This window comes from Ilumatobacter sp., from assembly GCF_965215205.1.
Lineage (GTDB): Bacteria > Actinomycetota > Acidimicrobiia > Acidimicrobiales > Ilumatobacteraceae > Ilumatobacter_A.
Genome location: NZ_OZ244049.1, coordinates 1,525,622 through 1,548,732, shown reverse-complemented (window position 1 = coordinate 1,548,732; position 23,111 = coordinate 1,525,622). Strand labels below are relative to the sequence as shown.

At 71.7% G+C, this 23,111-nt stretch carries 20 protein-coding genes and 1 tRNA gene; 11 read left to right on the top strand and 10 right to left on the bottom strand.

The genetic code is table 11. From position 1 onward, the window contains the following. Positions 1 to 88 precede the first annotated feature (88 nt). Positions 89 to 1,009: a sortase domain-bontaining protein gene (locus ACOOHC_RS07270; RefSeq protein WP_420453332.1), complete on the top strand. Its 921-nt coding sequence runs from the start codon at positions 89 to 91 to the stop codon at positions 1,007 to 1,009. 7 nt (positions 1,010 to 1,016) lie between these two features. On the opposite strand, the gene ACOOHC_RS07265 is transcribed toward ACOOHC_RS07270, so the two are convergent. The 5 genes from ACOOHC_RS07265 to ACOOHC_RS07245 form a co-directional block, all read right to left on the bottom strand. Continuing rightward, positions 1,017 to 1,769: a class I SAM-dependent methyltransferase gene (locus ACOOHC_RS07265; protein WP_420453331.1), complete on the bottom strand. Its 753-nt coding sequence runs from the start codon at positions 1,767 to 1,769 to the stop codon at positions 1,017 to 1,019. A gap of 43 nt (positions 1,770 to 1,812) precedes the next feature. Further along, on the bottom strand, positions 1,813 to 4,488 hold the full coding sequence (gene polA, locus ACOOHC_RS07260) for a DNA polymerase I (RefSeq protein ID WP_420453772.1): 2,676 nt from the start codon (positions 4,486 to 4,488) through the stop codon (positions 1,813 to 1,815). Positions 4,489 to 4,595: 107 nt separating this feature from the next. Then, positions 4,596 to 5,180 (bottom strand): ANTAR domain-containing response regulator, encoded by a 585-nt coding sequence (locus ACOOHC_RS07255; RefSeq protein WP_420453330.1) that lies wholly within the window; start codon positions 5,178 to 5,180, stop codon positions 4,596 to 4,598. Between the two features lie 72 nt (positions 5,181 to 5,252). Beyond that, positions 5,253 to 5,543, bottom strand: coding sequence for a hypothetical protein (locus tag ACOOHC_RS07250; protein WP_420453329.1), 291 nt, complete (start codon positions 5,541 to 5,543; stop codon positions 5,253 to 5,255). A gap of 109 nt (positions 5,544 to 5,652) precedes the next feature. Continuing rightward, positions 5,653 to 5,726, bottom strand: a tRNA-Leu gene (locus ACOOHC_RS07245). A gap of 102 nt (positions 5,727 to 5,828) precedes the next feature. Here ACOOHC_RS07245 and fabD point away from each other — a divergent pair. The 5 genes from fabD to ACOOHC_RS07220 all read left to right on the top strand — a co-directional run bounded on the left by fabD (position 5,829) and on the right by ACOOHC_RS07220 (position 10,415). Then, complete coding sequence (gene fabD / locus ACOOHC_RS07240; protein WP_420453328.1) at positions 5,829 to 7,013, top strand: ACP S-malonyltransferase; 1,185 nt, start codon at positions 5,829 to 5,831, stop codon at positions 7,011 to 7,013. Position 7,014: 1 nt separating this feature from the next. After that, complete coding sequence (locus ACOOHC_RS07235) at positions 7,015 to 8,004, top strand: beta-ketoacyl-ACP synthase III (RefSeq protein WP_420453327.1); 990 nt, start codon at positions 7,015 to 7,017, stop codon at positions 8,002 to 8,004. 129 nt (positions 8,005 to 8,133) lie between these two features. Further along, positions 8,134 to 8,847: a beta-ketoacyl-ACP reductase gene (locus ACOOHC_RS07230; protein WP_420453326.1), complete on the top strand. Its 714-nt coding sequence runs from the start codon at positions 8,134 to 8,136 to the stop codon at positions 8,845 to 8,847. Positions 8,848 to 8,963: 116 nt separating this feature from the next. Then, positions 8,964 to 9,200, top strand: coding sequence for an acyl carrier protein (gene acpP / locus ACOOHC_RS07225; RefSeq protein WP_420453325.1), 237 nt, complete (start codon positions 8,964 to 8,966; stop codon positions 9,198 to 9,200). Between the two features lie 12 nt (positions 9,201 to 9,212). Continuing rightward, positions 9,213 to 10,415, top strand: a complete 1,203-nt coding sequence (locus ACOOHC_RS07220) for a beta-ketoacyl-[acyl-carrier-protein] synthase family protein (RefSeq protein ID WP_420453324.1) — start codon at positions 9,213 to 9,215, stop codon at positions 10,413 to 10,415. 34 nt (positions 10,416 to 10,449) lie between these two features. Here the strand turns inward: ACOOHC_RS07220 and fabZ are convergent, their stop codons facing one another. Next, positions 10,450 to 10,878 (bottom strand): 3-hydroxyacyl-ACP dehydratase FabZ, encoded by a 429-nt coding sequence (gene fabZ / locus ACOOHC_RS07215; protein WP_420453323.1) that lies wholly within the window; start codon positions 10,876 to 10,878, stop codon positions 10,450 to 10,452. A gap of 354 nt (positions 10,879 to 11,232) precedes the next feature. On the opposite strand from fabZ, the gene ACOOHC_RS07210 reads away from it, so the two are divergent. From ACOOHC_RS07210 to ACOOHC_RS07195, 4 genes are all read left to right on the top strand, one after another. Continuing rightward, the gene (locus ACOOHC_RS07210; protein WP_420453322.1) at positions 11,233 to 12,219 is read left to right on the top strand and encodes a LysR family transcriptional regulator; all 987 of its coding nucleotides are present in this window, start codon (positions 11,233 to 11,235) and stop codon (positions 12,217 to 12,219) included. Beyond that, positions 12,194 to 13,558, top strand: a complete 1,365-nt coding sequence (locus tag ACOOHC_RS07205; protein ID WP_420453321.1) for an acyl-CoA carboxylase subunit beta — start codon at positions 12,194 to 12,196, stop codon at positions 13,556 to 13,558. Before ACOOHC_RS07210 ends, ACOOHC_RS07205 begins: the two co-directional genes overlap by 26 nt. A gap of 239 nt (positions 13,559 to 13,797) precedes the next feature. Beyond that, positions 13,798 to 15,060, top strand: coding sequence for a citrate synthase (locus ACOOHC_RS07200; RefSeq protein ID WP_420453320.1), 1,263 nt, complete (start codon positions 13,798 to 13,800; stop codon positions 15,058 to 15,060). Positions 15,061 to 15,292: 232 nt separating this feature from the next. Then, positions 15,293 to 15,580: a transposase gene (locus ACOOHC_RS07195; protein ID WP_420453319.1), complete on the top strand. Its 288-nt coding sequence runs from the start codon at positions 15,293 to 15,295 to the stop codon at positions 15,578 to 15,580. Between the two features lie 659 nt (positions 15,581 to 16,239). Here ACOOHC_RS07195 and ACOOHC_RS07190 read toward each other — a convergent pair. From ACOOHC_RS07190 to ACOOHC_RS07180, 3 genes are all read right to left on the bottom strand, one after another. Then, positions 16,240 to 18,462, bottom strand: a complete 2,223-nt coding sequence (locus tag ACOOHC_RS07190; RefSeq protein ID WP_420453318.1) for an NADP-dependent isocitrate dehydrogenase — start codon at positions 18,460 to 18,462, stop codon at positions 16,240 to 16,242. A gap of 200 nt (positions 18,463 to 18,662) precedes the next feature. Continuing rightward, entirely contained in the window at positions 18,663 to 19,295 is a 633-nt protein-coding gene (locus tag ACOOHC_RS07185; protein ID WP_420453317.1) for a hypothetical protein, read from the bottom strand. Continuing rightward, a complete protein-coding gene (locus ACOOHC_RS07180) occupies positions 19,292 to 20,443 on the bottom strand; it encodes a CHAD domain-containing protein (protein WP_420453316.1) in 1,152 nt (383 codons plus the stop codon). Before ACOOHC_RS07180 ends, ACOOHC_RS07185 begins: the two co-directional genes overlap by 4 nt. 95 nt (positions 20,444 to 20,538) lie before the next feature. Here ACOOHC_RS07180 and ACOOHC_RS07175 point away from each other — a divergent pair, with 95 nt between their 5' ends. Further along, positions 20,539 to 21,645 (top strand): acyl-CoA dehydrogenase family protein, encoded by a 1,107-nt coding sequence (locus tag ACOOHC_RS07175; RefSeq protein ID WP_420453315.1) that lies wholly within the window; start codon positions 20,539 to 20,541, stop codon positions 21,643 to 21,645. A gap of 55 nt (positions 21,646 to 21,700) precedes the next feature. Here ACOOHC_RS07175 and ACOOHC_RS07170 read toward each other — a convergent pair whose 3' ends face one another. After that, entirely contained in the window at positions 21,701 to 23,050 is a 1,350-nt protein-coding gene (locus tag ACOOHC_RS07170) for a hypothetical protein (RefSeq protein WP_420453314.1), read from the bottom strand. Positions 23,051 to 23,111 lie beyond the last annotated feature (61 nt).

Below are 23,111 nucleotides of genomic sequence, written 5' to 3'. Positions count from 1 at the left end.
GGTCGCGGCACGGTACCCTGATCAAGATGTACCCACGGGCTGCGGTGGAGGCTCCCACGGCGGGTGCGCACCACCCCGGGGACGGCCCGTGAACGAGGCCGAGTCGAGCGACCGCGCCCCGGGCGAGCCCGACGCGCCACGAACCGCCGACACGAACGCCGCCACGCCACGTGCGCGCACGACGCTCGTCGTGGTCGTCGTCCTCGCCGCCGCGACCGCCGCGATCGCGGTGGGGGCCATCCGGCCGGAGACGTCCGGGGACGGGCCGGTGGCCACCTCCTCACGCCAGACGGGGGCCGCCGGTTCCGGCCCGAGCGTCGTCGAAGACCCCGCCGCGACCGTGGACGGCGCCCCGGGCACGGCAGCTGCCATCGAACCCGGCCCGCCCGCGACCGCAGGCGACGTCGCCGGTCCCGTCACCGACCCCGGCCCGACGCCCACGGGGGTCCCGACGGCCCGTCGCACCGGCTCGGGGTCCTCGGTCGCCGGCCCGGCCGGGGAGGCGTCGATCGCGAACCTGCTGCCGCCGGTGGCACGTGGCTCGGCGATCCCCGACGACATCGCCCCGCGCCCGACGCCGACGCGCCTGCGCATCTCCTCGATCGACGTCTCCCGATACCCGATCCGCGGCATCGGGCTCGACGGCGACGCGCTCGAGATCCCCGACGAGACCGAGATCGGCTGGTACCGGTACGGGTCGACGGCCGGACGCGCCGGGGCCGTCGTGCTCGCCGCCCACGTGTCGTGGAACCGCACGACCGGGCCGTTCTTCCGGCTCGAGACGGTGGACGCCGGCGACGAGATCGAGGTCACCCTCGACGACGGCGCCGTCCACCGGTACACGGTGACCGAGCGGGCGATCTACGACAAGGACGAGCTCCCGCGCGCCCGAATCTGGCGCAGCTCGGGCCCCGAGGAGCTCGTGCTCATCACCTGCGGCGGCGACTACGACCCGAACCGCCGCCGGTTCGGCCAGAACGTCGTCGTCTACGCGACGCCGAGAGGCTGACGCGTCGTCACCGGGCGGAGCCGCCGGCGGCGCCCCCCGCGATGCGGGGCCGCTGCGCGATGACCAGGAACTCCGGCGAGTCGACGTCGGCCGGAGCGTGGGAGTACGCACCCGGCTCGACGCTGCTCACCGAGGTCACCTGCAGCCCGTTCCGTGCGAGCAGGAGCCGCAGCTCGCGCGGGGTGTAGCACCCGGTCCACAGCTCGGCCTCCATCGCCTCACCCGTCTCCGAGCGGACCTCGGTGCGCTCGTGGTTGACACCGGTGTCGGCGTCGAAGTCGGCGCCGTCCCAGTGCTTGACCACGAAGTACGCGCTGAACGCGCTCAGCGCCAGACGCCCGCCCGGGCGCAGCGCCCTCGCCATCGAGGCGACCACCGAGTCGTCGTCGCCGTCGGCGGTCATCAGGCCGAACGCGCCCTGGCACAGGCAGATCACGGCGTCGAACCCCTCCTCGACGGTGAGCGACCGCGCATCGGCCCGCTCGAACGTCGCACCCGGCGGGGCGTGCCGCTCGGCGATCTCCACGAAGCGCCGGCTGATGTCGACGCCGTGCACCTCGATCCCGCGGCGGGCGAGCTCGTGCGAGTGGCGGCCGGGGCCGCAGCCGACGTCGAGCACGCGGTCCCCCGCCGAGAGCGACAGCGCCTCGACGACGTGGTCGACCTCCTGCGCCGTCCCCTTCGTGAACGAGTAGCGCAGGTAGGCCGAGCCCATGTGCTCGGCCAGCGGCTCGAACCAGTGATCCGTCGGCCGGCTCACCGGGTGCCCACGGCGTCTCGTCGGGTGTCAGGCACCGGGTGGCTCAGCTCTTCGCGGAGGCCCAGGTCTCGCCCCACGAGACGTTGACCTCGAGGGGGACGTCGAGCTCGGCCGCGTCGTGCATGATCCGCACGACGAGGTCGCCGATCACCTCGCGCTCCGCGGGCGGCACCTCCACCAGCACCTCGTCGTGGACCTGCAGGATGAGTCGGCTCTCCACCCCGACCTCGCTCAGCGCCTCGTCGATGCGGACGAGCGCGACCTTGAAGATGTCGGCGGCGAGGCCCTGGATCCCCGCGTTCATCGCCTGGCGCTCGCCGGCCTGACGCACCCGGTAGTTCGAGTTGAGCAGCTCGGGGATCGGCCGACGACGCCCGAAGAGCGTCTCGGTGTAGCCGCGCTCGCGCGCCTCGACCACCGTGCGGTCCATGTAGGCCTTCACGTTCGGGAACGCCTCGAAGTAGGCGTCGAGGATCACCGACGCCTCGTCGACGGCGATGTTCAGGCGCTGCGCGAGCCCGTAGGCCTCCATCCCGTACGCCAGCCCGTACGAGACCATCTTCGCCTTCGACCGCTGGTCGAGCGTGACCGCGGCGGGCTCGACCGAGAACACCCGCGACGCCGTCGCGTTGTGGATGTCCTGAGCGCTGGTGAACGCCTCGAGCAGCCCGGGGTCGGCCGCGAGGTGGGCGATGCAGCGCAGCTCGATCTGGTTGTAGTCCGCGACGAGCAGCTCGGTGCCCGGCGTCGCGACGAAGGCCCGGCGGAACAGGCGGCCCTCCTCGGAGCGCACCGGGATGTTGTGCAGGTTCGGCTTGTCCGACGACAGCCGGCCGGTGCGCGCCACGGTCTGGTTGAACGTCGCGTGGATGCGGCCGTCGGGGGCGACCTCGGCGAGCAGGCCCTTGCCGTAGGTCCCGCGCAGCTTCTCGACCTCGCGGTGGCGACGCAGCGGGGCGAGGAACTCGGGCCACTCGTGCTCGAGCTTCTCGAGGGTCGCGGCGTCGGTGGACGGCCCCGTCTTGGTCTTCTTGATCGGCGTCAACCCGCGCTCGTCGTAGAGCAGCTCGCGCAGCTGCTTCGGGGAGTTGAGGTTGAGGTCGTCCTTGCCCGCCACCCGGCGGAGCTCGGCGATCAGCGACTCGACCTCCCCGCTCAACTTGCCGTTGAGCGCCTCGAGCTCCTCGATGTCGACCGCCACGCCGACGTGCTCCATCTTCGCGAGCACCATCACCAGCGGGTTCTCGATCGTGGAGTACAGCTCGTCCATCCCCTGGGCGGCGAGGCTCGCCCGGATCGGCTCGACGAGGTGGTGCACCGCGAGGGCGTCGCGCCCGGCGAGCTCGGCGTCGGACCTCGAGGTGCCCTCGAGGTCGAGCTGGCCGGCCCCGGCGGCGTCGTCACCGGGTCGGGCCCAGCGCGTGTACTTCTCGATCAGGTCGGGCAGGTCGTAGCGGGCCTCGGCCGGGTCGATCAGGTAGGCGGCGATCGCGGTGTCGAGGGTGATCCCGTCGAGCGCGATGTCCAACCCCAGCAACGACCGCATGACGGGCTTGAGGTCGTGGCCGCGAACGTCGGTGTGCACGGCGAACGCGGCACGGACCCCGTCGTCGGGCAGGAGGTGCGCCGGGATCCACGCGACCTGCGCCGACTCGGGCTCGGTGACGACGGCGATCCCGCTGAGCGCGCTGCGTCCCGGCTCGCCGATCCAGCGCGCCGCCAGGTCGAGCGCATCGACGTCGGAGATCGCGGCGACCGCGGCGACGGCGCTGTCGAGCTCGACCACCTCGGCGACGAGCTCCTCGGCGTCGTCGCGCGGCCCCATGTCGACCGGGGCGCCCATCGAGTCGATCGCGTCGGCGATCCGGCCGCTGAGCGCACGGAACTCGAGGAAGTCGAACAGCCGCTTCATCTCGACGCCGTTCGGCTGCGGCACGAGGTCGTCGAAGTCGACCGAGTCGACCGGGGCGTCGTGGCGCAGCACCATCAGCTCGAGGTTCTTGCGCGCCCTGGCCTCGTGCTCGGTCAGGTTCTCGCGCAGCTTCGGCGTCTGCTCGTCGACGTGGGCGAAGATCCCGTCGAGGCCCCCGTACTTGCCGATGAGCTTGGCCGCCGTCTTCTCCCCCACCCCGGGGATCCCCGGGAGGTTGTCGGAGGTGTCGCCGCGCAGCGCCGCGTACTGGGGGTACATGTCGGGACGCACCCCGGTCTTGCCCTCGATGCCGGCCTCGTCGTAGAGCGAGTAGTCCGACACCCCTCGCTTGTTGTAGAGGACGCGCACCTTCGTGGCGTCGTCGACGAGCTGGTAGCTGTCGCGGTCGCCGGTGACGATGATCACCTCGTGCCCGCGCTCGACGAGGCGGTCGACGGCGGTCGCGATCAGGTCGTCGGCCTCCCACCCGGCCTCGTCGATCGTCTGGATGCCGAGGGCGTCGAGCACCTCGCGCACCAGGCCCATCTGCTGGCGCAGGATGTCAGGTGCCGCGTCGCGCTGGGCCTTGTACTCGGGTTCGGCCTCGTGGCGGAAGGTCGGCTCGGCCCGGTCGAACGCCACGAGGATCCCCTCGGGCTGCTGCTCGTTGAGCACGTAGGCCAGCATCGAGGTGAACCCGAACACCGCGTTGGTGACCTGGCCGCTGGCGGTCGCCATGTCGGTCGGCAGGGCGAAGAACGCGCGGTAGGTGAGCGAGTTCCCGTCGACGAGGAGGTGGGTGCCCAGGGTGCGCTCCGTTCGGTCTGGTTCGGTCTGGTCGGCTGGTGTCGGGCTGCTGATCGCGCCCGGCGTCGGACGGGATCGGTCGGGTCGTCTCGGGTCGGTCGTCTCGGTCAGCCGGTCGGCGGGCGCAGCGACCCGTCGAGGATCCGGTCGGCGACGTCGCGCATCCGGGTGCGCTCGCGCATCGCGGTCTTCTGGATGAACGCGAACGCGTCGCCCTCCGACATCGCGGCCTCGTCCATCAGCGTGCCCTTCGCCCGGTCGAGGATCTTGCGCGACTCGAGCTGATCGCCGAGCTGGTCGACGTCGCCGGCGAGCGAGCGCAGCTCGCGGAAGCGCCCCATCGCGACTTCGATCGCCGGGACGAGGTCGCTCTTCTGAAACGGCTTGACGAGGAACGCGAGCGCACCGGCGTCGCGCGCCTCCTCGACCACCTCGCGCTGGCTGAACGCGGTCAGCATCAGCACCCCGCACATCCTCTCGGCGTTGATCGTGCGCGCCGCCTCGAGCCCGTCGGCGCCGGGCATCTTGATGTCGAGGATCGCGAGGTCGGGTCGGGTCTCACGGACCAGGTCGACGACCGCGTCACCGCGCCCCGTCTCACCGACGACGTCGTAGCCCTCCTCCTCGAGCGTCTCGCGCAGATCCATCCGGATGATGGCTTCGTCTTCGGCGATCACGACGCGCAGCGGCATGTGAGTGTTATAGCGCCGAACACGGCGATGCACCGGAACGCCGCGCCGGCCCGCGGCGCCTGCGGCGGCACCTCACGCCCCGCCGCCCATGCGGTCGAGCAGGGCGTCGACGAGCGCTTCGAGCTCGGCGATCTCGTCGTGGACGCGCACCCGGTGCCGACGCATCGCGTCGACGTGCTGGCGCGCGTGGCGGGCGTCGCGGGAGGCCGCCGTGCTCTCGGCGACGAGGGCACGCACCTCGTGGTCGTCGGCGTCGTCACCGAGGTGCCGGAGCTGCTCGTCCACCACGGCCAGCTCGGCACGCAGGGTCGACAGCCGCGTGGAGCTCGTGCGGAGCCGACGCCGGTCCATCCACGCACCCACCCCGCCGAGGGTACCGACACACGTGGCGACGCTCGCGCCACCGGCGGCGTGGGCGGGGGTGACGGGAGGGCGGGCCTCGCACGGGCGGGGCTCGTGCGGGACGGCGAGGTGCCCCGGGTCGGACTCGAACCGACACTCGACGGTGTTTGAGACCGTTGCCTCTGCCAATTGGGCTACCGGGGCGGGGGTGCAGCACGACGCTACCGCCCGCCACCGCATCGACGGACGAGGGTTACCGTTCGGTAACGACGGGGCCGTCGGGACCGGGGTCTAGATTCGGCCATCATGCTCGCCTTCACGTTCCCCGGACAGGGATCCCAACGTCCCGGCATGGGTCGACCGTGGCGCGACCACGAGAGCTGGGAGCTGGTCGAGGAGGCGAGCGACGTGGCCGGGCGAGACGTCGCCGCGCTGCTGTGCGACGCCGACGCCGACGAGCTCAAGGACACCCGCAACGCCCAGCTCACCACCTTCGTGGCCAGCCTGGTCGTGCTCGACGCCGTCGGACGGATCGGCATCGACTCGAGCTTCTGCGCCGGGCACAGCCTGGGCGAGTACACCGCGCTGACCGCCACCGGCGCGCTCGGCTTCGACGACGGGGTGCGACTCGTCTCGGAGCGAGCGGCCGCGATGCACGACGCCGGCCTCGAACGTCCGGGGACGATGGCCGCCGTGCTCGGGCTCGACGACGACCAGGTCGGCGTCGCGTGCGACCTCGCGGACGCCGACGTGTGGGTCGCCAACTTCAACGCGCCCGGCCAGGTCGTCGTCGCCGGATCACCCGACGGCGTCGACGCCGCGTCGGCGCGGGCGAAGGAGCTCGGCGCGAAGCGGGTCATGTCGCTCCCGGTGTCGGGGGCCTTCCACACGCCGTTCATGGCGTCCGCGCGCGAGCGCCTGCGTGAGGCGATCGCATCGGCCGAGCCACGCAACACCGACATCCCCGTCGTGTCGAACGTCGACGCCCAGCCCCACGACCTCGGCGGCGACTGGGCGAGCCTGCTGTCGGCCCAGCTGTCGAGCCCCGTGCGGTGGCGACAGAGCCTGGTGACCCTCGAAGGCGCCGGGGTCACCGACTTCGCCGAGCTGGGCCCGGGCGGGGTGCTCACCGGGATGGCCAAGCGCACCACCGAGGGGCGCACCATCTCCATCGCCACCCCCGAGGACCTCGACTCGCTCGTCGAGTGGGTCGACGCCGGCGTGTCCAGCGCGTCGGTGCCGTCGTCGACGTCCCTCGACGGGGAGCACCTGTTCGCGGTCGAGCGACTGGTGGTCAGTCCCTCGGCGGGGATCTTCACCCCGGTCGAGGGCGTCGGCGCCGGCAGCGACATCGACGTCGGCACCGTGATCGGCCACGTCGGCGACGCCGAGGTCCGCTCGCCGTTCGCCGGCCAGCTCCAGAGCTACATCGCGCTCGACACCGAGCGCGTCACGTTGCGCCAACCCATCGCCTGGTTGCGGGGGAGCTGACGTGCCGGCCACGCCGAGCGGTGCCCGGGGGGCGATCATCACCGGGTGGGGGACGGCCCTGCCCGACGAGATCGTCACCAACGTCGACCTCGAGTCGAAGATGGACACCGACGACGCGTGGATCCGCGACCGGACCGGCATCGCGCAGCGCCACGTCGGGGGCACCACGGCGGGGTTGTCGACGGAGGCGGGTCGCGCCGCGATCGAGATGTCGGGGGTCGACCCCGCGGAGATCGACGCGCTGGTGCTCGCGACGACGACGCCCGACCGGATGGTCCCGGCGTCGGCATCGACGGTGCAGAACATGCTCGGGCTGTCGTGCGGGGCGTTCGACGTCAACGCCGCCTGCTCGGGGTGGGTGTACGCGCTCGTGACCGCTCACGGGCTGATCGCGATGGGGTCGGAGAAGGTCCTCGTGATCGGGACCGACACCCTCGACCGGATCACCGACTACACCGACCGCAACACCGGGATCCTGTTCGGCAACGGATCGGGCGCCGCGCTGCTCGAAGCGGTCGACGGGGCCGGCCAGATGCTCGGCTGGGACCTCGACTCGCTCGGCGAGGCGGAGAGCGCGCTGTTCGCCGAGATCGGCGGGTTCCTCCAGATGGAGGGCCGGGAGGTCTTCCGCCGGGCGGTGCGCCTCATGGCGGACTCGGCGACCAAGGCGTTGACCAGCGCCGGGGTGAGCAGCGACGAGCTCGCCCTCGTCGTCCCGCACCAGGCGAACATCCGCATCATCTCGGCGTCGCTCGAGCGGCTCGAGATCCCGATGGAGAAGGCGGCGATCGTGCTCGATCGCACCGGCAACACGTCGTCCGCGTCGGTCCCGCTCGCGCTGGCCGACGCCCTCGACGCGGGGCGCGTCGGCGACGGCGACCTGGTGCTGTTCGTCGGCTTCGGGGCGGGGATGTCGGCGGCGAGCGCCGTCGTGCGGTGGGGTGCCGACCGGGGCCCGGCGCTCGAACGACCAGGACGAGCCGGGACGTGACGAGCCGAGACGTGACGAGCCGGGGCGTGACCGGCCGGGTCCCGGCGTCGGGCGACGACTCACGACGCGGCGTGGCACGACGAACGGAGACACCGATGACGGGAGAGCGCGGATGACGGGAGAGCGCGGATGACGGGCGGTCGCGTGGTGCTGGTGACGGGTGGGGCGCGCGGGATCGGGCTTGCGTGCGCCCGGCGCTTCGCCGCGGACGGCGAGCGCGTCGCCGTCACCTACCGCTCCTCCCCGCCACCCGACGAGGTGTTCGCCGTGCGGTGCGACGTCACGGACCCCGACCAGGTCGACGCGGCGTTCCGCGCGGTCGAGGAGCACTTCGGCGACCCCGTCGAGGTGCTGGTGTCGAACGCGGGCATCACCCGTGACGGGCTGCTGCTGCGCATGGGCGAGGACGACTTCGCGGCGGTCGTCGACGCCAACCTGACCGCGGCCTACCGCGTGTCCAAGCGTGCGGCGAAGGCCATGCTCAAGGCGCGCTCGGGGCGGATCGTGCTGATGTCGTCCGTCGTCGGGCTGCTGGGCTCGGCGGGCCAGGCGAACTACGCCGCGTCGAAGGCCGGGCTCGTCGGCTTCGCCCGTTCGCTCGCTCGTGAGCTCGGCTCCCGGTCGATCACCGTCAACGTCGTCGCTCCCGGCCCGGTCGACACCGACATGACCGCTGCGCTGTCGGAGTCGCAGCGCGAGGCGATCGTCGAGTCGGTCCCGCTCGGGCGGATGGCGGACCCCGACGAGATCGCCGGGGTCGTCAGCTTCCTGTGCGGCCCCGACGCCGCCTACGTGACCGGTGCGGTCATCCCCGTCGACGGCGGGCTCGGCATGGGTCACTGACCCGACGGACCGCCGACGTCACGGCTCCGTCGCCGGCCCGGGCCGGCGCCCGGAACCGACGGCCCCGTCGACCGTTGTCCTACACTCCACCCACCTCACCTGAACTGGAGAATCCCGTGAATGAAGAACTGTTCGCCCGCTTCCGCAAGTGCGCCGTCGAGGTGCTCTCGGTCGAGGAGAGCGCCGTCGTCCCCGAGGCGAAGTTCGGCGACGACCTCGACGCCGACAGCCTCGACCTGGTCGAGCTCGTGATGGCGCTCGAGGAGGAGTTCGACATCGAGGTGCCCGAGGAGGAGCTCGAAGGCGTCGAGACCGTCCAGGGCGCGTACGACCTGGTCGCAGCCAAGGTCTGACCCCCGACCGAGATGACCACCGAGTCCGCGGCACCACGGCGCGTCGCGATCACCGGGCTGGGAGTCGTCGCTCCCGCCGGGATCGGCGCGCAGCAGTTCTGGGACGGTCTGCTCGCCCCCGGCCCGACCGGTGGCCGGTCGATCACGTTCGACGACTGGGACCCCACCCCCTGGTTCGAGAACGCCAAGGCGGCGCGCCGGGCCGACCGCGTCGAGCAGTACGCGGTCGCCGCGGCGGCCGAGGCGATCGACCAGAGCGGCGGGATCGACTCGATCGGTGTCGACCCCTCGCGCTTCGGCACCATCTTCGCGACCGGGGTGGGCGGGCTGCACACCCTGGAGGAGCAGATCGCGCTCCGCATGGAGAAGGGCCCCCGCCGCGTCTCGCCGTTCCTCGTCCCGATGATGATGACCAACGCTCCCGGAGCGGCGATCTCGATGCGTCACGGGCTGCAGGGCCCGAACGAGACGATCACCACCGCCTGCGCCGCCGGGAGCCACGCGCTCAACTACGCGGCGCGGCTCATCCGGTGGGGGGTGATGGACGCGGCCGCCACGGGTGGCGCCGAATCGGCCGGCACCGAGACGGCGCTCGCCGGCTTCGGCAACATGACCGCGCTGTCGAGCCGCGGGGTGAGCTGCCCGTTCTCGGCCGAGCGCGACGGGTTCGTCATGGGCGAAGGTGCGGCCGTGCTCGTCCTCGAGGAGTGGTCGCACGCCGAGGCCCGGGGGGCGACGATCCTCGGCGAGGTGCTCGGGGGCGCGAGCAACGCCGATGCGCACCACATCACCGCCCCGTCCCCCGGCGGGGTCGGAGCGATCGCCTGCATGCGCCTCGCGCTCGCCGAGGCGGGCCTCGAGCCCGGCGACATCGCCCAGGTCAACGCGCACGGCACATCGACCCCGCTCAACGACGCCGCCGAGGCGGATGCGATCGCCGAGGTCTTCGGGCCGGGAGCGGTCCCCGTCGTGTCGACCAAGGGGGTCACCGGCCACGCGCTGGGCGCGGCGGGAGCGCTGGAGGCCGCGGCGTTGCTGCTCTCGATGCAGCACGGCCTGATCCCCCCCACCGCCAACACCTCGGTCGTCGACGAGGCCATGAAGATCGACCTCGTGGTCGGCGAGGCGCGCGAGTGGCAGCCCGGTCCGGCGCTCTCGAACAACTTCGGGTTCGGCGGGCACAACGGATCGGTCGTGCTCGCACCCGCGACCTGATCCGCTCCCTCGGGCGCACGACCTGCCCCCGCCCTCAGGCGTCGGCGAGGACGAACATCAGGTCGCAGGTCGCCGCGACCTCGTCGCCGACGCGGGCGGTCCCCGAGCCCTTGCCGGCGCGCGCCGACATCCGCCCGAGCTCGACCTCGACGATGAGCTCGTCGCCGGGTACGACCTGACGCCGGAAGCGCGCCCCGTCGAGTCCGCCGAACAGGGGCAGCTTGCCGGAGAAGCGTTCGTCGGCGAGCACGACGCAGGCTCCGAGCTGGGCGATCGACTCGCACATCAGCACCCCGGGCAGCGTGGGCCGGCCGGGGAAGTGGCCGCCGAAGAACCACTCGTCACCGCCGAGCCGCCAGATCCCCGTCCCGGATCGCCCCGGCTCGAGGGCACGGAGCTCGTCGAGGAGCAGGAAGGGCGCACGGTGCGGGAGGAGGTCGACGGGCGCGGGGAGCGAGGTCATCGGCGCATCATCTCACCCGTGCTCCGCTGCGGCGGCCACCGTGGCCGTGCCGTGGCCCATCGGGCCGGAGAACGGGAAGAGCCCGGATCGAATCGATCCGGGCTCCTCGACCTGAGGGTCCTCCGATGGGGGTCGGATAGCGGACGCCTCGACGAGTGGAACATGGGGGGTGTTCTCACTTCGACTGAAGAACGACCCGTGCGACGGGTGTTCGTTGTGCCTCTGTTCGTGATCGTAGCAACGCTCTTCGTGAGCTGCTCGTGATCGTGATCACGATCTCTTGTAGATGAGTATGCACGTGCGCCGAGCGATCTGACAAGGAGAACATCGAGATAGTCACTATCGTTGCGAGCGATGGACGTGCGCCAGCTCGCCGCGATCGTCGCGATCGCCGACCACGGGACGTTCTCGGCTGCGGCGCGATCGCTCTACACCGTCCAGTCGAACATCTCCGGGCACGTCTCACGGCTCGAGAAGGAGCTCGGCGTGACCCTGGTCGATCGATCCCAGGGTGGCCTCACCGACGACGGCGCACGCGTCGTGGAGCGGGCACGTCGCGTGCTCAACGAGATCGAGGACATCACCGCCGACGTGACCAGCCGGCACGACGAGGTCTCGGGCCAGACGCGCATCGGCATCATCGGCACCACGGCGCGCTGGCTCACCCCGCTGCTGCTCGAGCGGTTGGCGCACGATCACCCGAACGTGCGCGCGGTCGTGCGCGACGGGGCGAGCTCGTCGCTCGTCCCCAGCGTGATGACCGGTGAGCTCAACGCGGCGGTCGTCCACCTCCCCGTCGACGAACCCGAGCTCGTCGTCGATCCGCTGTTCGCCGAAGACCTCTTCCTCCTCGTCGGCAGCGGGCACCGCCTCTCGGGCGCCGACGTCGTGCACCTCGCCGACCTCCACGACGAACCGCTCCTGCTGCCGCCCACCGGGTCCGCGCTGCGCAAGGTGCTCGAGCGAGCGGCCGCGGGCAACGACGTGAACCTGCGCGCTCAGGCCGAGATCGACGGGGTGCGCCTGCTCACCTCGCTGGCGCTCGACGGGTTCGGCGCGGCGATCGTCCCCGCCACGGCGGTCCCGCCCTCGCTGTCGGAGGACTTCTCCCGGGTCACGGTCCCCGAGCTGCCACGGCGCGTCGTGGCGTCCATCCGTCGGCGCCGACCGAGCCCGAGCGCGCCCTCCCACGTCACCCTCGACGTTCTCGCCACGGTCATCGAGCGCGAGGCCGAGCAGCAGCCGGGCGTCCACGCGGGGACCTCGGCGCTCCCGGCGACCCGGTCACCGACCGAGCGAACTACGGTGACCGGCGATGACGTCGATCGACGAGCGCACTGACGTCTTCGGTCTGGATCGCTTCGTCCCCGGGCTCGCCCAGGTCGAGGTGCGCGAGTTCGACGGACGGCGCGTCGTGTGGATCGAGTTCGACGACGCGGACGAACCGGCGCGCCTCACCGCCGCGACCGCGCAGCAGATCCACCGGGGGGTGACCGCCGCGCTCGAGCAGCGCGTGCCGGTGGTGCTCGTGATGTCCACGAGCGGCACCGACATCGTCGAGGGGATGGCGGCGCTGCACGGATGGGGTCTCGTCGCCGGCGCGCTCGCCCGGTGCTCGGGTGTCGTGCCGACCACCGTGGTCGTCGACGGACCGGCCGTGTCGGGCCCGGCGCTGCTGCTCGGGGTCGTCGACGTGGTGATCATGACCGAGCGCGCCTCGGCGTTCGTGAACGGGCCGCTCGTCGTCGCCCAGTTCACGGGCGTCGAGATGGGGACCGACGAGCTCGGCGGCGCGGCGACCCACGCTCGCTACAGCGGGGTCGCCACCCTCGTCGCCCCCGATCGCGACGCCGCCGCCGAGACCGCCCTCGCGGTGCTCGCCTACCTGCCCGACAGCGTCGACTCCGAGCCGGCGGCCTGGCACGTCGACGACCCGCCGGACCGGGGTTCCGACGAGGCGGGCGCGCAGATCCCCGAGTCGTCGACGGGGAGCTACGACGTGCGCGCCGTCGCCCGCTCGATCGTCGACGAGGACTCCCTCCTCGAGCTGCGCGACCGGTGGGCCGCCAACGTGGTGACGGCGTTCGCCACCCTCGACGGCCGTCCCGTGGGGATCGTCGCCAACCAGCCGATGGTGCTCGCCGGGACGCTCGACATCCCGGCGTCGCAGAAGGCGGCGCGCTTCGTGGCCCTGTGCGACGCGTTCAACCTGCCGATCGTCACCCTCGTCGACACCCCCGGCTTCTACCCGGGCAAGGACCTCGAGTGGCGGGGGATGATCCGCCACGGCGCCCAGCTCGTCCACTCCTACGCACGCGCCGACGTGGCGAGGATCTGCGTCATCCTGCGCAAGAGCTACGGCGGCGCGTACATCGTCATGGACTCCAAGACGATGGGCAACGACCTGTGCCTCGCCTGGCCCTGGGCCGAGATCGCGGTGATGGGAGCCGGCCAGGCCGCGGCGATCCTCGCCCGGCGGGCGTCAGCGCAGGAGCGGGCCGAGTTCGAGGCCGACTACTCCGAGCGCCTGCTCAACCCCTACGTCGCCGCCGAGCGAGGCTTCGTCGACGCGGTCGTCGAGCCCTCCGAGACGCGTGCGGTGATCTGCGCCGCGCTCGAGGTGCTGGCCGACAAGCGCGAGCACCTCGAGCCGCGCAAGCACGGCAACACCCCGCTCTGATCGACCGCGCGCCGCCCGTCGCGGGGCCGCCGCCGCCACGACACGGGTCGGCCGGATCCACCGTCCCGGCACCGTCGTCGACGCCGCGATCGCCCGCCCGGCGGCGTCGACGTCGACGCGTCGAGGTCGACGGCCAGGTTGCGTCCGGTCGACGGGTCACGGGTTAACGTGCGAGTTGCTCGGAGACGGATCCTCCGGGTGACGCGAGAGCCCCATCCGGAGCCACGAGAGGAAGCCACGTGCCCGACACGATCACGATCACCGACGACCGCACCGGGAAGACCGTCACGGTCCCCATCGAGGGGGGTGTCTTCCCGTCGTCCGCGCTGCGTGAGCTCGACCCGAGCCTCTACATGTTCGATCCGGCCTTCCTCTCGACGGCCTCGACCAAGTCGGAGATCACCTACCTCGACGGAGAGAACGGCGTCCTGCGCTACCGGGGGTACCCGATCGAGCAGCTCGCCGAGCACTCCACCTACCTCGAGGTCGCCTACCTGCTGATCAACGGGGAGCTCCCCTCGGAGGCCGAGCTGCTCAAGTGGAAGGACGACGTCACCCACCACACGTTCATCCACGAGAACATGCGCAAGCGGTTCGTCGACGGGTTCCACTACGACGCCCACCCGATGGGCATGTTCGTGTCCGCGGTCGCCGCCCTCGGGACCTTCTACGACGGCGCGAAGGACATCGAGGACCCCAGGGCGCGCAAGCACCAGACGCTGCGGCTGATCGCGAAGAGCCCGACCATGGCCGCGATGTGCTACCGGTTCTCGGTCGGGCTGCCGTTCAACACCCCCGACAACGACCTGTCGTACGCCGCGAACTTCCTGAACATGATGTGGAAGGTCGGCGACTACGAGGTCGACCCGGTGCTCGAGCGTGCGATGGACATCTTGTTCATCCTCCACGCCGATCACGAGCAGAACTGCGGCACGACCGCGATGCGCGTGATCGGGTCCAGCCACGCCGATCCGTACTCGTCGGCCGCCGGCGCGGCGTCCGCCCTCTACGGACCGCGCCACGGCGGCGCGAACGAAGCCGTCATCCGCATGCTCACCGAGATCGGGTCGGTCGACAACGTGCCCGACTTCGTCAAGTCCGTGAAGAGCGGCGATGGCCGCCTGATGGGCTTCGGGCACCGTGTGTACAAGAACTACGACCCGCGCGCCACGATCATCAAGAACGCCGCGTACGACGTGTTCGAGGTGACCGGCAAGAGCCCGCTGCTCGATGTCGCGCTGAAGCTCGAGGAGGCCGCGCTCGAGGACGAGTACTTCGTCGAGCGCAAGCTGTACCCGAACGTCGACTTCTACTCGGGCCTGATCTACCAGGCGCTGAAGTTCCCCGTGGACATGTTCACCGTGCTCTTCGCGATCCCACGCATGTCGGGGTGGCTGGCCCACTGGGAGGAGCTGCTCGACCAGGGCCAGAAGATCAGCCGCCCCCGCCAATGGTACGACGGCCCCGACGAGCGCGCGTACGTCCCCATCGGCGACCGCTGACCCACCACCGTCGCGCTACGGGTCTGACCCGTAACGCGATGGAACGCGACCGCTGACCCACCGACCCACCACCGTCGCGTTACGGGTCTGACCCGTAACGCGATGGACCGCAACCGTGGCGCTCGGGGTCTGACGCGCAGCGCGACTCGAGTGGAGCGCGACACCCCCGTGTGAACATGGCGTCGTGGCCCGAGCCCTACGTCTGGACCCCGTCGACGGCTGGCATCACGTGATGAACCGGGGTGTCGACCGGTCCACGATCTTCCACGGGGACGCCGACCGCGTCGAGTTCGGCCGACTGCTCGGCATCGCGAGCGACCGATTCACCATCGAGGTCCACGCGTACTGCTTGATGGACAACCACTTCCACCTGCTCGTCCGGTGCCCGGAGTCGGGTCTGTCCGACTTCGTGCAACTGCTGACGAGCACGTTCGCGCGGTTCGTCAACCGTCGAACAGACCGAGTCGGCCACCTGTTCGGTTCTCGCTTCACCTCTCGGCTCCTCACCACCTCGCAGTAAGTCGCGAACGTCGCTCGCTACGTTCATCGGAACTGCCTCGACATGAGAGGGGTCGATCGTCCGGAGTCCTATCGGTGGTCGAGCCACCGCACGTACCTCGGCCATCGGCGACCTCCGCCGTTCCTGCGAACCTCCCCGATCCTCGACTGGTTCGGCGGTCCGCAGGACTTCGATCGGTTCGTGAGCGGACCTGTCACCCCCGGTCGGCCGATGGCGGGCGTGGGGGTGGATGCTCCAGCTCGAGACATGATCGACGCGATCGACGCCGTCCTGGCCGAGCGCTCGGACGACCACGGACGGGCTCTCCTCACGCAACGTCGGGCGCTGGCGCTCGAGCTCGCTGGAGATCCGACCGATCCGCTCGATTCGGTCCACTGCCGACATCTCGGCATCGACACGCCGAGCGCGCTTCGGAGTGCCCGCTGGCGATCGCGCCGGTACTTCGACCGTCACCCGGAAGCGAGCGGTCTGGTCGACCGCGTCGCTGAGCTGGTCGCCCCGTGGCCCGGTGACACCACCTCGACGAGCTGAGCTCCGCCGAGGCACCGTTCGCATCGCGTTACGGGTCAGACCCGTAACGCAACGGGGCCCGTCGCGTCGCGTTACGGGTCAGACCCGTAACGCGACGCAGACCCGGTCGGGCGATGCAGGACCTGCGGTCAGAGGGTGGCGAGGATGCGTCGCAGGGTCTCGCTGGGTCGCATGACGGCGTCGGCCTCGTCGTCGTCGGGCTGGTAGTAGCCGCCGATGTCGGCCGGCTCGCCGTGGACCCCGTTGAGCTCCTCGACGATCACGTCCTCGTTCTCCTCGAGCTGCGCCGCGAGCGGTGCGAAGCGCTCGGCCACCGCCGTGTCCTCGGTCTGGTTCGCGAGCGCCTGCGCCCAGTAGAGCGCGATGTAGAAGTGGCTCCCGCGGTTGTCGAGCTGACCGAGCTTCCGGGCCGGTGACTTACCGTTCTCCAGCAGCTTCGCCGTCGCCTCGCCGAGTGCGTCGCCGAGCATCCGTGCGGCGTCGTTGTCGGTCACGTCGGCGAGGTGGTCGAACGACTCGGCCAGGGCGAGGAACTCGCCCAGCGAGTCCCACCGCAGGTAGTTCTCCTCGACCAGCTGCTGCACGTGCTTGGGCGCCGAGCCCCCGGCACCCGTCTCGAAGAGGCCACCTCCGTTGAGCAGCGGGACGATCGACAGCATCTTCGCCGACGTCCCCAGCTCGAGGATCGGGAACAGGTCGGTGTTGTAGTCGCGCAGGACGTTGCCCGTCACCGAGATCGTGTCCTCGCCGCGACGGATGCGGTCGAGCGAGAACTTGGTCGCAGAGGTGGGATCCATGATCTCGATCTGCAGGCCGTCGGTGTCGTGTTCGGGGAGGTAGGCGTTCACCTTCTCGATGAGCTGGCGGTCGTGGGCACGACCCTCGTCGAGCCAGAACACGATCGGCGCACCCGTCGCACGACCGCGAGCGACGGCGAGGCGGACCCAGTCGCGGATCGGCTCGTCCTTCACCTGGCAGGCGCGGAAGATGTCACCCCGGGCGACCGCGTGCTCCATCAGCACCTCACCGTCGGAGCGAACGACGCGGATCGTCCCGTCGGAGGGCGCCTCGAAGGTCTTGTCGTGGCTGCCGTACTCCTCGGCCTTCTGGGCCATCAGACCGACGTTGGGGACGGACCCCATCGTGGAGGGGTCGAACGCCCCGTGCTCGATGCAATCGTCGATCGTCGCCTGGTACACCCCGGCGTAGGACGAGTCGGGGATGACGGCCTTCGCGTCCTGGCGCTCGTCGTCGGAGTTCCACATCTTCCCCGAGTCGCGGATCATCGCCGGCATCGACGCGTCGATGATCACGTCGCTCGGCACGTGGAGGTTCGAGATGCCCTTGTGCGAGTTCACCATCGCCAGATCGGGACCTGCCTCGTAGGCCGCGTCGAAGTCGGCGGCGATCTCGGTCCGCAGATCGTCGGGCAGCGTCTCGATGGCGGCGAGCACCCCGCCGAGGCCGTTGCTCGGGTTGGCTCCGGCTCGCTCGAGCGCCTCCCCGTGCTTCTCGAACACCTCCGCGAAGAACACCTCGACCGCGTGGCCGAAGATGATCGGGTCGGAGACCTTCATCATCGTCGCCTTCATGTGGATCGAGAACAGCACCCCCTGCTGCTTCGCGTCGGCGACCTGCTCGGCGAGGAAGTCGCGCAGCGCCTCCACGCTCATGAAGGTCGAGTCGATGACCTCGCCGGCGAGCAGCCCGAAGTCGTCCTTGAGCACGGTGACGGCGCCCTCGGGGTCGACGTGCTCGATGCGCACGTCGGTCGCCTCGGACACGGTCACCGACTTCTCGTTCGACGCGAAGTCGTCGTGGCCCATCGTCGCGACATGGGTCTTGGAGTCGCTCGACCACTCCCCCATCGAGTGCGGGTTCCGCTGCGCGTAGTCCTTGACCGCCTTGGGAGCGCGACGGTCGGAGTTGCCCTGGCGCAGCACCGGGTTGACGGCCGAACCGAGCGCGACGCTGTACTTCTCGCGGATCTCTCGCTCCTCGTCCGTGGAGGGCTCGTGGGGGAAGTCGGGGAGGTCGTGGCCGAGGGCACGCAGCTCGGCGACCGCGGCCTCCAGCTGGGGGATCGACGCCGAGATGTTCGGGAGCTTGATGATGTTCGCCCCCGGGGTGAGCGCGATCTCACCGAGCTCGGTGAGCGCGTCGGGGACGCGCTGGTCCTCGGTGAGGCGCTCGGGGAACTGCGCGAGGATGCGACCGGCGAGGGAGATGTCGCGGGTGTCGACGTCGACGCCGGCGGCGGCCGCGAAGGCCTCGACGATCGGGAGGAACGAACGCGTCGCGAGAGCGGGGGCCTCGTCGGTGATGGTGTAGATGATCGTCGATTCGGTCATGGTGCTCCGTTGCGTGGGTCGGGCGGTGCGCGGGTCGGGATCGATCGAGGACACGTCGTCCCGGGGATCGACGCCCCCGTCACTTGTCTTGAACTTGTCTGCACCCTAGTGGAGCGGAGCGGCGAGCCCCGAACGTGCGACGGGACCGGGCGCCGGCACCCGTGCGGAGCCGAACCGGCACCGGGCATCGGACCGGCCCGTCACCTGCGGACGCCGAACGGTCGATCACCGTCCGTTCGGACCTCGCTGCGGCGACCGGGGACGGGGCCGACCGACCCGGGGAGGCCGCCTCCTGCGGCCACGCTGGTGGCCAGCGCGGCGTTGGACCACCGATGGTCGTCGGTCAGCTCCTCGCCGAACCACGCCGGGACGACGAAGCTCTCGGCAGCCGCCCGGTCGGCGAACTCGACCTCGGCGACGACGAGGCCGGCCAGCGGTCCGCGGTGCACGTCGACCTCGGCGACCGGTGCGGTTCCGCCATCGGCGGCGACGTCGCCGAACGTCGAACCGGCCCCCGCCACGCGACCGTCGAGGGGGATCCGGGTCCGCGTCTTGTCGATGCGGCGATCGCCCGCGACCGCCATCAGCGCGTCGAAGTCGTCGACGCCGATCTCGATCTCGACCTCGGCGCGCTCGAGCCCCGTCCCCGCCTTGACCGTGAGGACCCGCACGGCCTCGGACGGCTCGCCGTCGAGGGGGCGCGAGCGACGGACGCGCACCTCGGTCCCGGCTTCGCGGTCGATCGTGACGTACCCCTGCACGATTCGGATCCGGTCCGGGCGATCGCGCTCGGGTTCGCGCTCGAGTCGGAAGGTGCGCTCGATCTCGCTCACCCGAGCACCCCCTCGGCGCGCACCACCGCCACGAGCTCGTCACGCGCCATCGACCAGCGACCGACGACGCCCGCCTCCCCGGCGAGCGCCCGCAGCTCGGCGACCGTCAGCTCGTCGGCCGAGTCGGACCGGTCGAACACCTCGGCGATCTCACCCACGGGATGCTCGGGCCCCCACCGCCGGTGCACCTCCCAGCACGCGACGAGTCGACCCACGAAGCAGTCGACGTCGTCGGCGAGCAGGCGCCGGGCGAGCGCGATGCTGCGCTGCTCGAGCATCTCGCGACGACCGTCGACCACGACGAGCGCGGCCTCCACGACCTCCGGTGCGCCCCACGCGGCGCGGCCCTCGCCGCCCTCGATCTCACGCGCCCCGTCGTCGCCATCGGGTGCCCCCTCGTCGGAGCGACCGCGCAGCGCCGCCGCGAGCACGGCGAGATCGTGGGCGTCGCCGAGGCCGTCGGCGAGGTCGTGCCACACGTCGGCGAGCGGTCCGAGCGACGACGGCGCGGTCGGCTCGAGCAACCGCAGGTGGTACCAGGTGTACTTCGCGCGCTTGCGCAGCTCGTGGTGCGCGTCGGCGGTCGGCGCGTCGATCGCGTCGACCAGCGCCGATCGGCCCCGGCCGTAGGTCTTCGCGAGTCCACCGGCGAGCGAGTCGCCCGGCGGGCCCCCGAGCGTCCAGTCGTCGATCAGCTCCCGCCCCCGCTCGAGCAGCGACCGGGCGCGGTCGACGTCGTCGTGCCCGGCGTCGAGCCGCCGGGTGCTCTCGCGGGCCCGGCGTGCGAGCTCGGCGCGGACGGTGCCGACGCCGCCGCTCGGGATCTGCGACGACGTCACGGCGATCAGGTCGTCGAAGGTGGCGAGCAGGGCGTGGGCGTCGCGGTAGGGCGACAGGGCGCGCGCGGCGTCGCGCAACGCGGTGTTCGTCTCGCCGTAGCTCGACCCGATCGACGGTCGCACGAGTCGGGCCGCGGCGCGCGCCTTCTTGCACGCCTTGCGCGCCGAGTGGACCCGCTCGACCGCGTTCGAGGCGTCGAGCGCGTCCAGATCGGCGATCGCCCCGTCGACCTGATCGCGCGCCACGGCGCGGATCGCCTCACCCGGATCGCGGTCGCCGTCGGGTCCGAGATCGAGGGCGTACGACATGTCCGTGACTTCCCTCCCGACCGAGGCACCAAACACCGTGGCCGACCCGAGCCGGACGTGCCGTCGACCTCGGCCGACGCCTACCCTGGTGGGCGATGGACTTCTCCTGGACGCCCGAACAGAACGAGCTGCGCGAGCGCGCCCGGAAGGTCGCGACCGAGGCGGTCGAGCGCTACGGCCGGCACAACGACTCGTGGATCAACGGCTACTCGAAGGAGTTCGCGAAGGAGCTGGCCGCCCACGGCTGGATCGGGATGACGTGGCCGGCCGAGTACGGCGGCGGCGGACGACCCGACATCGACCGCCTGATCGTCGGCGAGGAGCTGATCGCCGCCGGTGCCCCCATCGCGGCGATGTGGTTCGCCGACCGCCAGATGGGCCCCACCCTGATCAAGTTCGGGACGGCCGACCAGCAGGCCGAGTTCCTCCCCGGGATGCTGTCGGGGGAGACCACGTGGTGCATCGGCATGTCCGAGCCCGATTCGGGATCGGACCTGGCGTCGCTGACCACCTCCGCGCACCGCGACGGCGACGACTTCGTCATCGACGGCCAGAAGATCTGGACCTCGTTCGGCGAGCTCGCCGACTACTGCTACCTGATCTGTCGCACCGACTCGAGCGGCAAGGCGCACCAGGGGATCAGCGAGATCATCGTCCCGATGGACACCCCGGGCATCGAGGTCCGACCGATCACCGACATGACGACGAACCGCCACTTCTGCGAGGTGTGGTTCAGCGAGGTGCGCGTCCCGGCCGTGAACCTGGTCGGGACCGAGGGGAACGCGTTCAAGCAGACCATGGCCCAGCTGGAGCACGAGCGCGGCGGGATCGACCGTCTCGTCTCCAACCGGGCGCTCTACGAGCTCGCCGCCGCCCGCGCCGACACCGACGACCCCCGCGTCCGCCAGGAGATGGCCCGCCTCGAGACCGGCTACACCCTCGGGCGGATCCTGGTCACCCGGGAGGTGCTGCGCCAGGCGCCCCGTGGGTTCTCGGCGGCGACGAAGTGCTTCTGCACCGAGCACGAGCAGGACGTCGCCGCGTTCGTCGCGACCACGCTCGGGCCCGACGCGCTGCTGTGGGACGACGTCACCCGTGGCCTGGCCTACGACCCGGGGTACACGATCATGGGCGGGACCTCCGACATCATGCGCAACATCCTGGGCGAGCGCGTCCTGGGGCTCCCTCGCGAGCCCCGCTGAGCGCGCCGACCCGGCTGCGCCCGGGCGCCCGGGCGCGCGTTCGACGCCGCCCCGATCACGACCGGGGCAGGACGACCTCCAGCACGACGTCGAAGGCACCTGGAGACCTCTGCTCGAGGTCGTCGCGCACGATGCGGAACGCACGCACCCGCTCGATCGCCACGCCGGCGGTGAGGGTCACGTCCGCCGCCTCGTTGAAGGATCCGGCGGTCACCTCGGAGCCGTCGTCGAGCTCGAGCACCGCCCGGTAGAGCGGACCCCCGGCCCGACGCGGCAAGGTCGGCGCCTCGAGCTCGATCACGATGCCGTCGTCGGTCGAGGTCACCCCGATCTCGCCGCCCGTGACGTCGGCGACGAGGCCGGTCGACACGAGCTCGACGCGCACGTCCTCGGGTGGCGGAGCGCCGGACGCCGCGCTCAGGACGACGATCGCCCCCAGCAGCACGGCGAGCGCCGCGCCGACCCCGATCACGGCCGGCGCGATCCGCCCCGTGCGCCACCACGCGGGGGCCTCGTCGGCGGTCCCGTCGCCGGGAGCGGCACGCGACGCATCGAGCGTCGTGCCCGTCGACGCGATCGACGCGGCGTCCGTCGGGATCGAGGCGTCGAGCGCGGCACCCCGGGTCGGCTCGGCCGATCGACCCGCGGTGCCCGACGATCCGGCACCGGGGCTCGCGACCGGCTCGTGAGGTCCGGTCGCGGCCGCGACGTCGCCGTGCCGCACCGACCGGCCGGCGGACGTCGTCCCCCCCGACGTCCCCGCACCCGCCGCGCCCGCCGCTGCCGCCCAGGCGACGACGCGCTCGGCGAGGTCGCGGTCCGGCCGGATCCAGCACCGGGGGTCACGCAGCGCCTCGAGCGCCTCGGGGAGCTGGTCCAGGCGCCGTTCGAGGCGGGCGCGCTCGGTGAGGGCGGTCTCGCTCAGCTCGGTGTCGGCTCCTGCGGCGAAGGCCGATGCGAGCTCGTCGCGCACCTCGGGCGCGACGCGCGACACCGCGGACGCCGCGACCCAGGTCCGCTCGACGACCGGGTCGATCCCGCCGTCGACGTCTCCCCCGCCCCTCGTCGGAACGACCCCGTCGGAGCCACCGCTCCCCTCGCCGCCATCGCACGACCCACCGCTGCCGGCGACGTCCCGTGCGAGCGCGCTCGCCGAGCGCGCCAGCGCGGGGGCGAACCCGGTGGCTCGGTCGAAGCGTTCGGCCTGGTCCACGGCACGACGGAACACCTGCTCCGCGACCGCACGTCCGGCCGCGTCGTCGCCCGTCGCGACGGCCGAGCTGGCCGTCACCGGGGCGGCGTAGCGCTCGACGAGGGCGACGATCGCCTCACGATCGCCCGCCAGGACGGCCGCGGCGAGGGCGTCGTCGGCGTCGATCACGCTCACCGGTCGGAACTCCTGCACCGCCCCCAGCGTAGGTCCCCGGCGTCAGCCCCCGGACGCGACGATCCCCCGCCCGATCTCG

Bases quoted from the DNA above. Each gene is read 5' to 3' on its own strand.
- ACOOHC_RS07255 (WP_420453330.1), bottom strand. From the start codon at position 5,180: ATGCCGCTGCGCGTCGTGATCGCCGAAGACGAAGCCATCATCCGGATG.
- fabD (WP_420453328.1), top strand. From the start codon at position 5,829: ATGCTCGCCTTCACGTTCCCCGGACAGGGATCCCAACGTCCCGGCATG.
- ACOOHC_RS07230 (WP_420453326.1), top strand. From the start codon at position 8,134: ATGACGGGCGGTCGCGTGGTGCTGGTGACGGGTGGGGCGCGCGGGATC.
- ACOOHC_RS07220 (WP_420453324.1), top strand. From the start codon at position 9,213: ATGACCACCGAGTCCGCGGCACCACGGCGCGTCGCGATCACCGGGCTG.
- fabZ (WP_420453323.1), bottom strand. From the start codon at position 10,878: ATGACCTCGCTCCCCGCGCCCGTCGACCTCCTCCCGCACCGTGCGCCC.
- ACOOHC_RS07210 (WP_420453322.1), top strand. From the start codon at position 11,233: ATGGACGTGCGCCAGCTCGCCGCGATCGTCGCGATCGCCGACCACGGG.
- ACOOHC_RS07205 (WP_420453321.1), top strand. From the start codon at position 12,194: ATGACGTCGATCGACGAGCGCACTGACGTCTTCGGTCTGGATCGCTTC.
- ACOOHC_RS07195 (WP_420453319.1), top strand. From the start codon at position 15,293: ATGAACCGGGGTGTCGACCGGTCCACGATCTTCCACGGGGACGCCGAC.
- ACOOHC_RS07190 (WP_420453318.1), bottom strand. From the start codon at position 18,462: ATGACCGAATCGACGATCATCTACACCATCACCGACGAGGCCCCCGCT.
- ACOOHC_RS07180 (WP_420453316.1), bottom strand. From the start codon at position 20,443: ATGTCGTACGCCCTCGATCTCGGACCCGACGGCGACCGCGATCCGGGT.
- ACOOHC_RS07175 (WP_420453315.1), top strand. From the start codon at position 20,539: ATGGACTTCTCCTGGACGCCCGAACAGAACGAGCTGCGCGAGCGCGCC.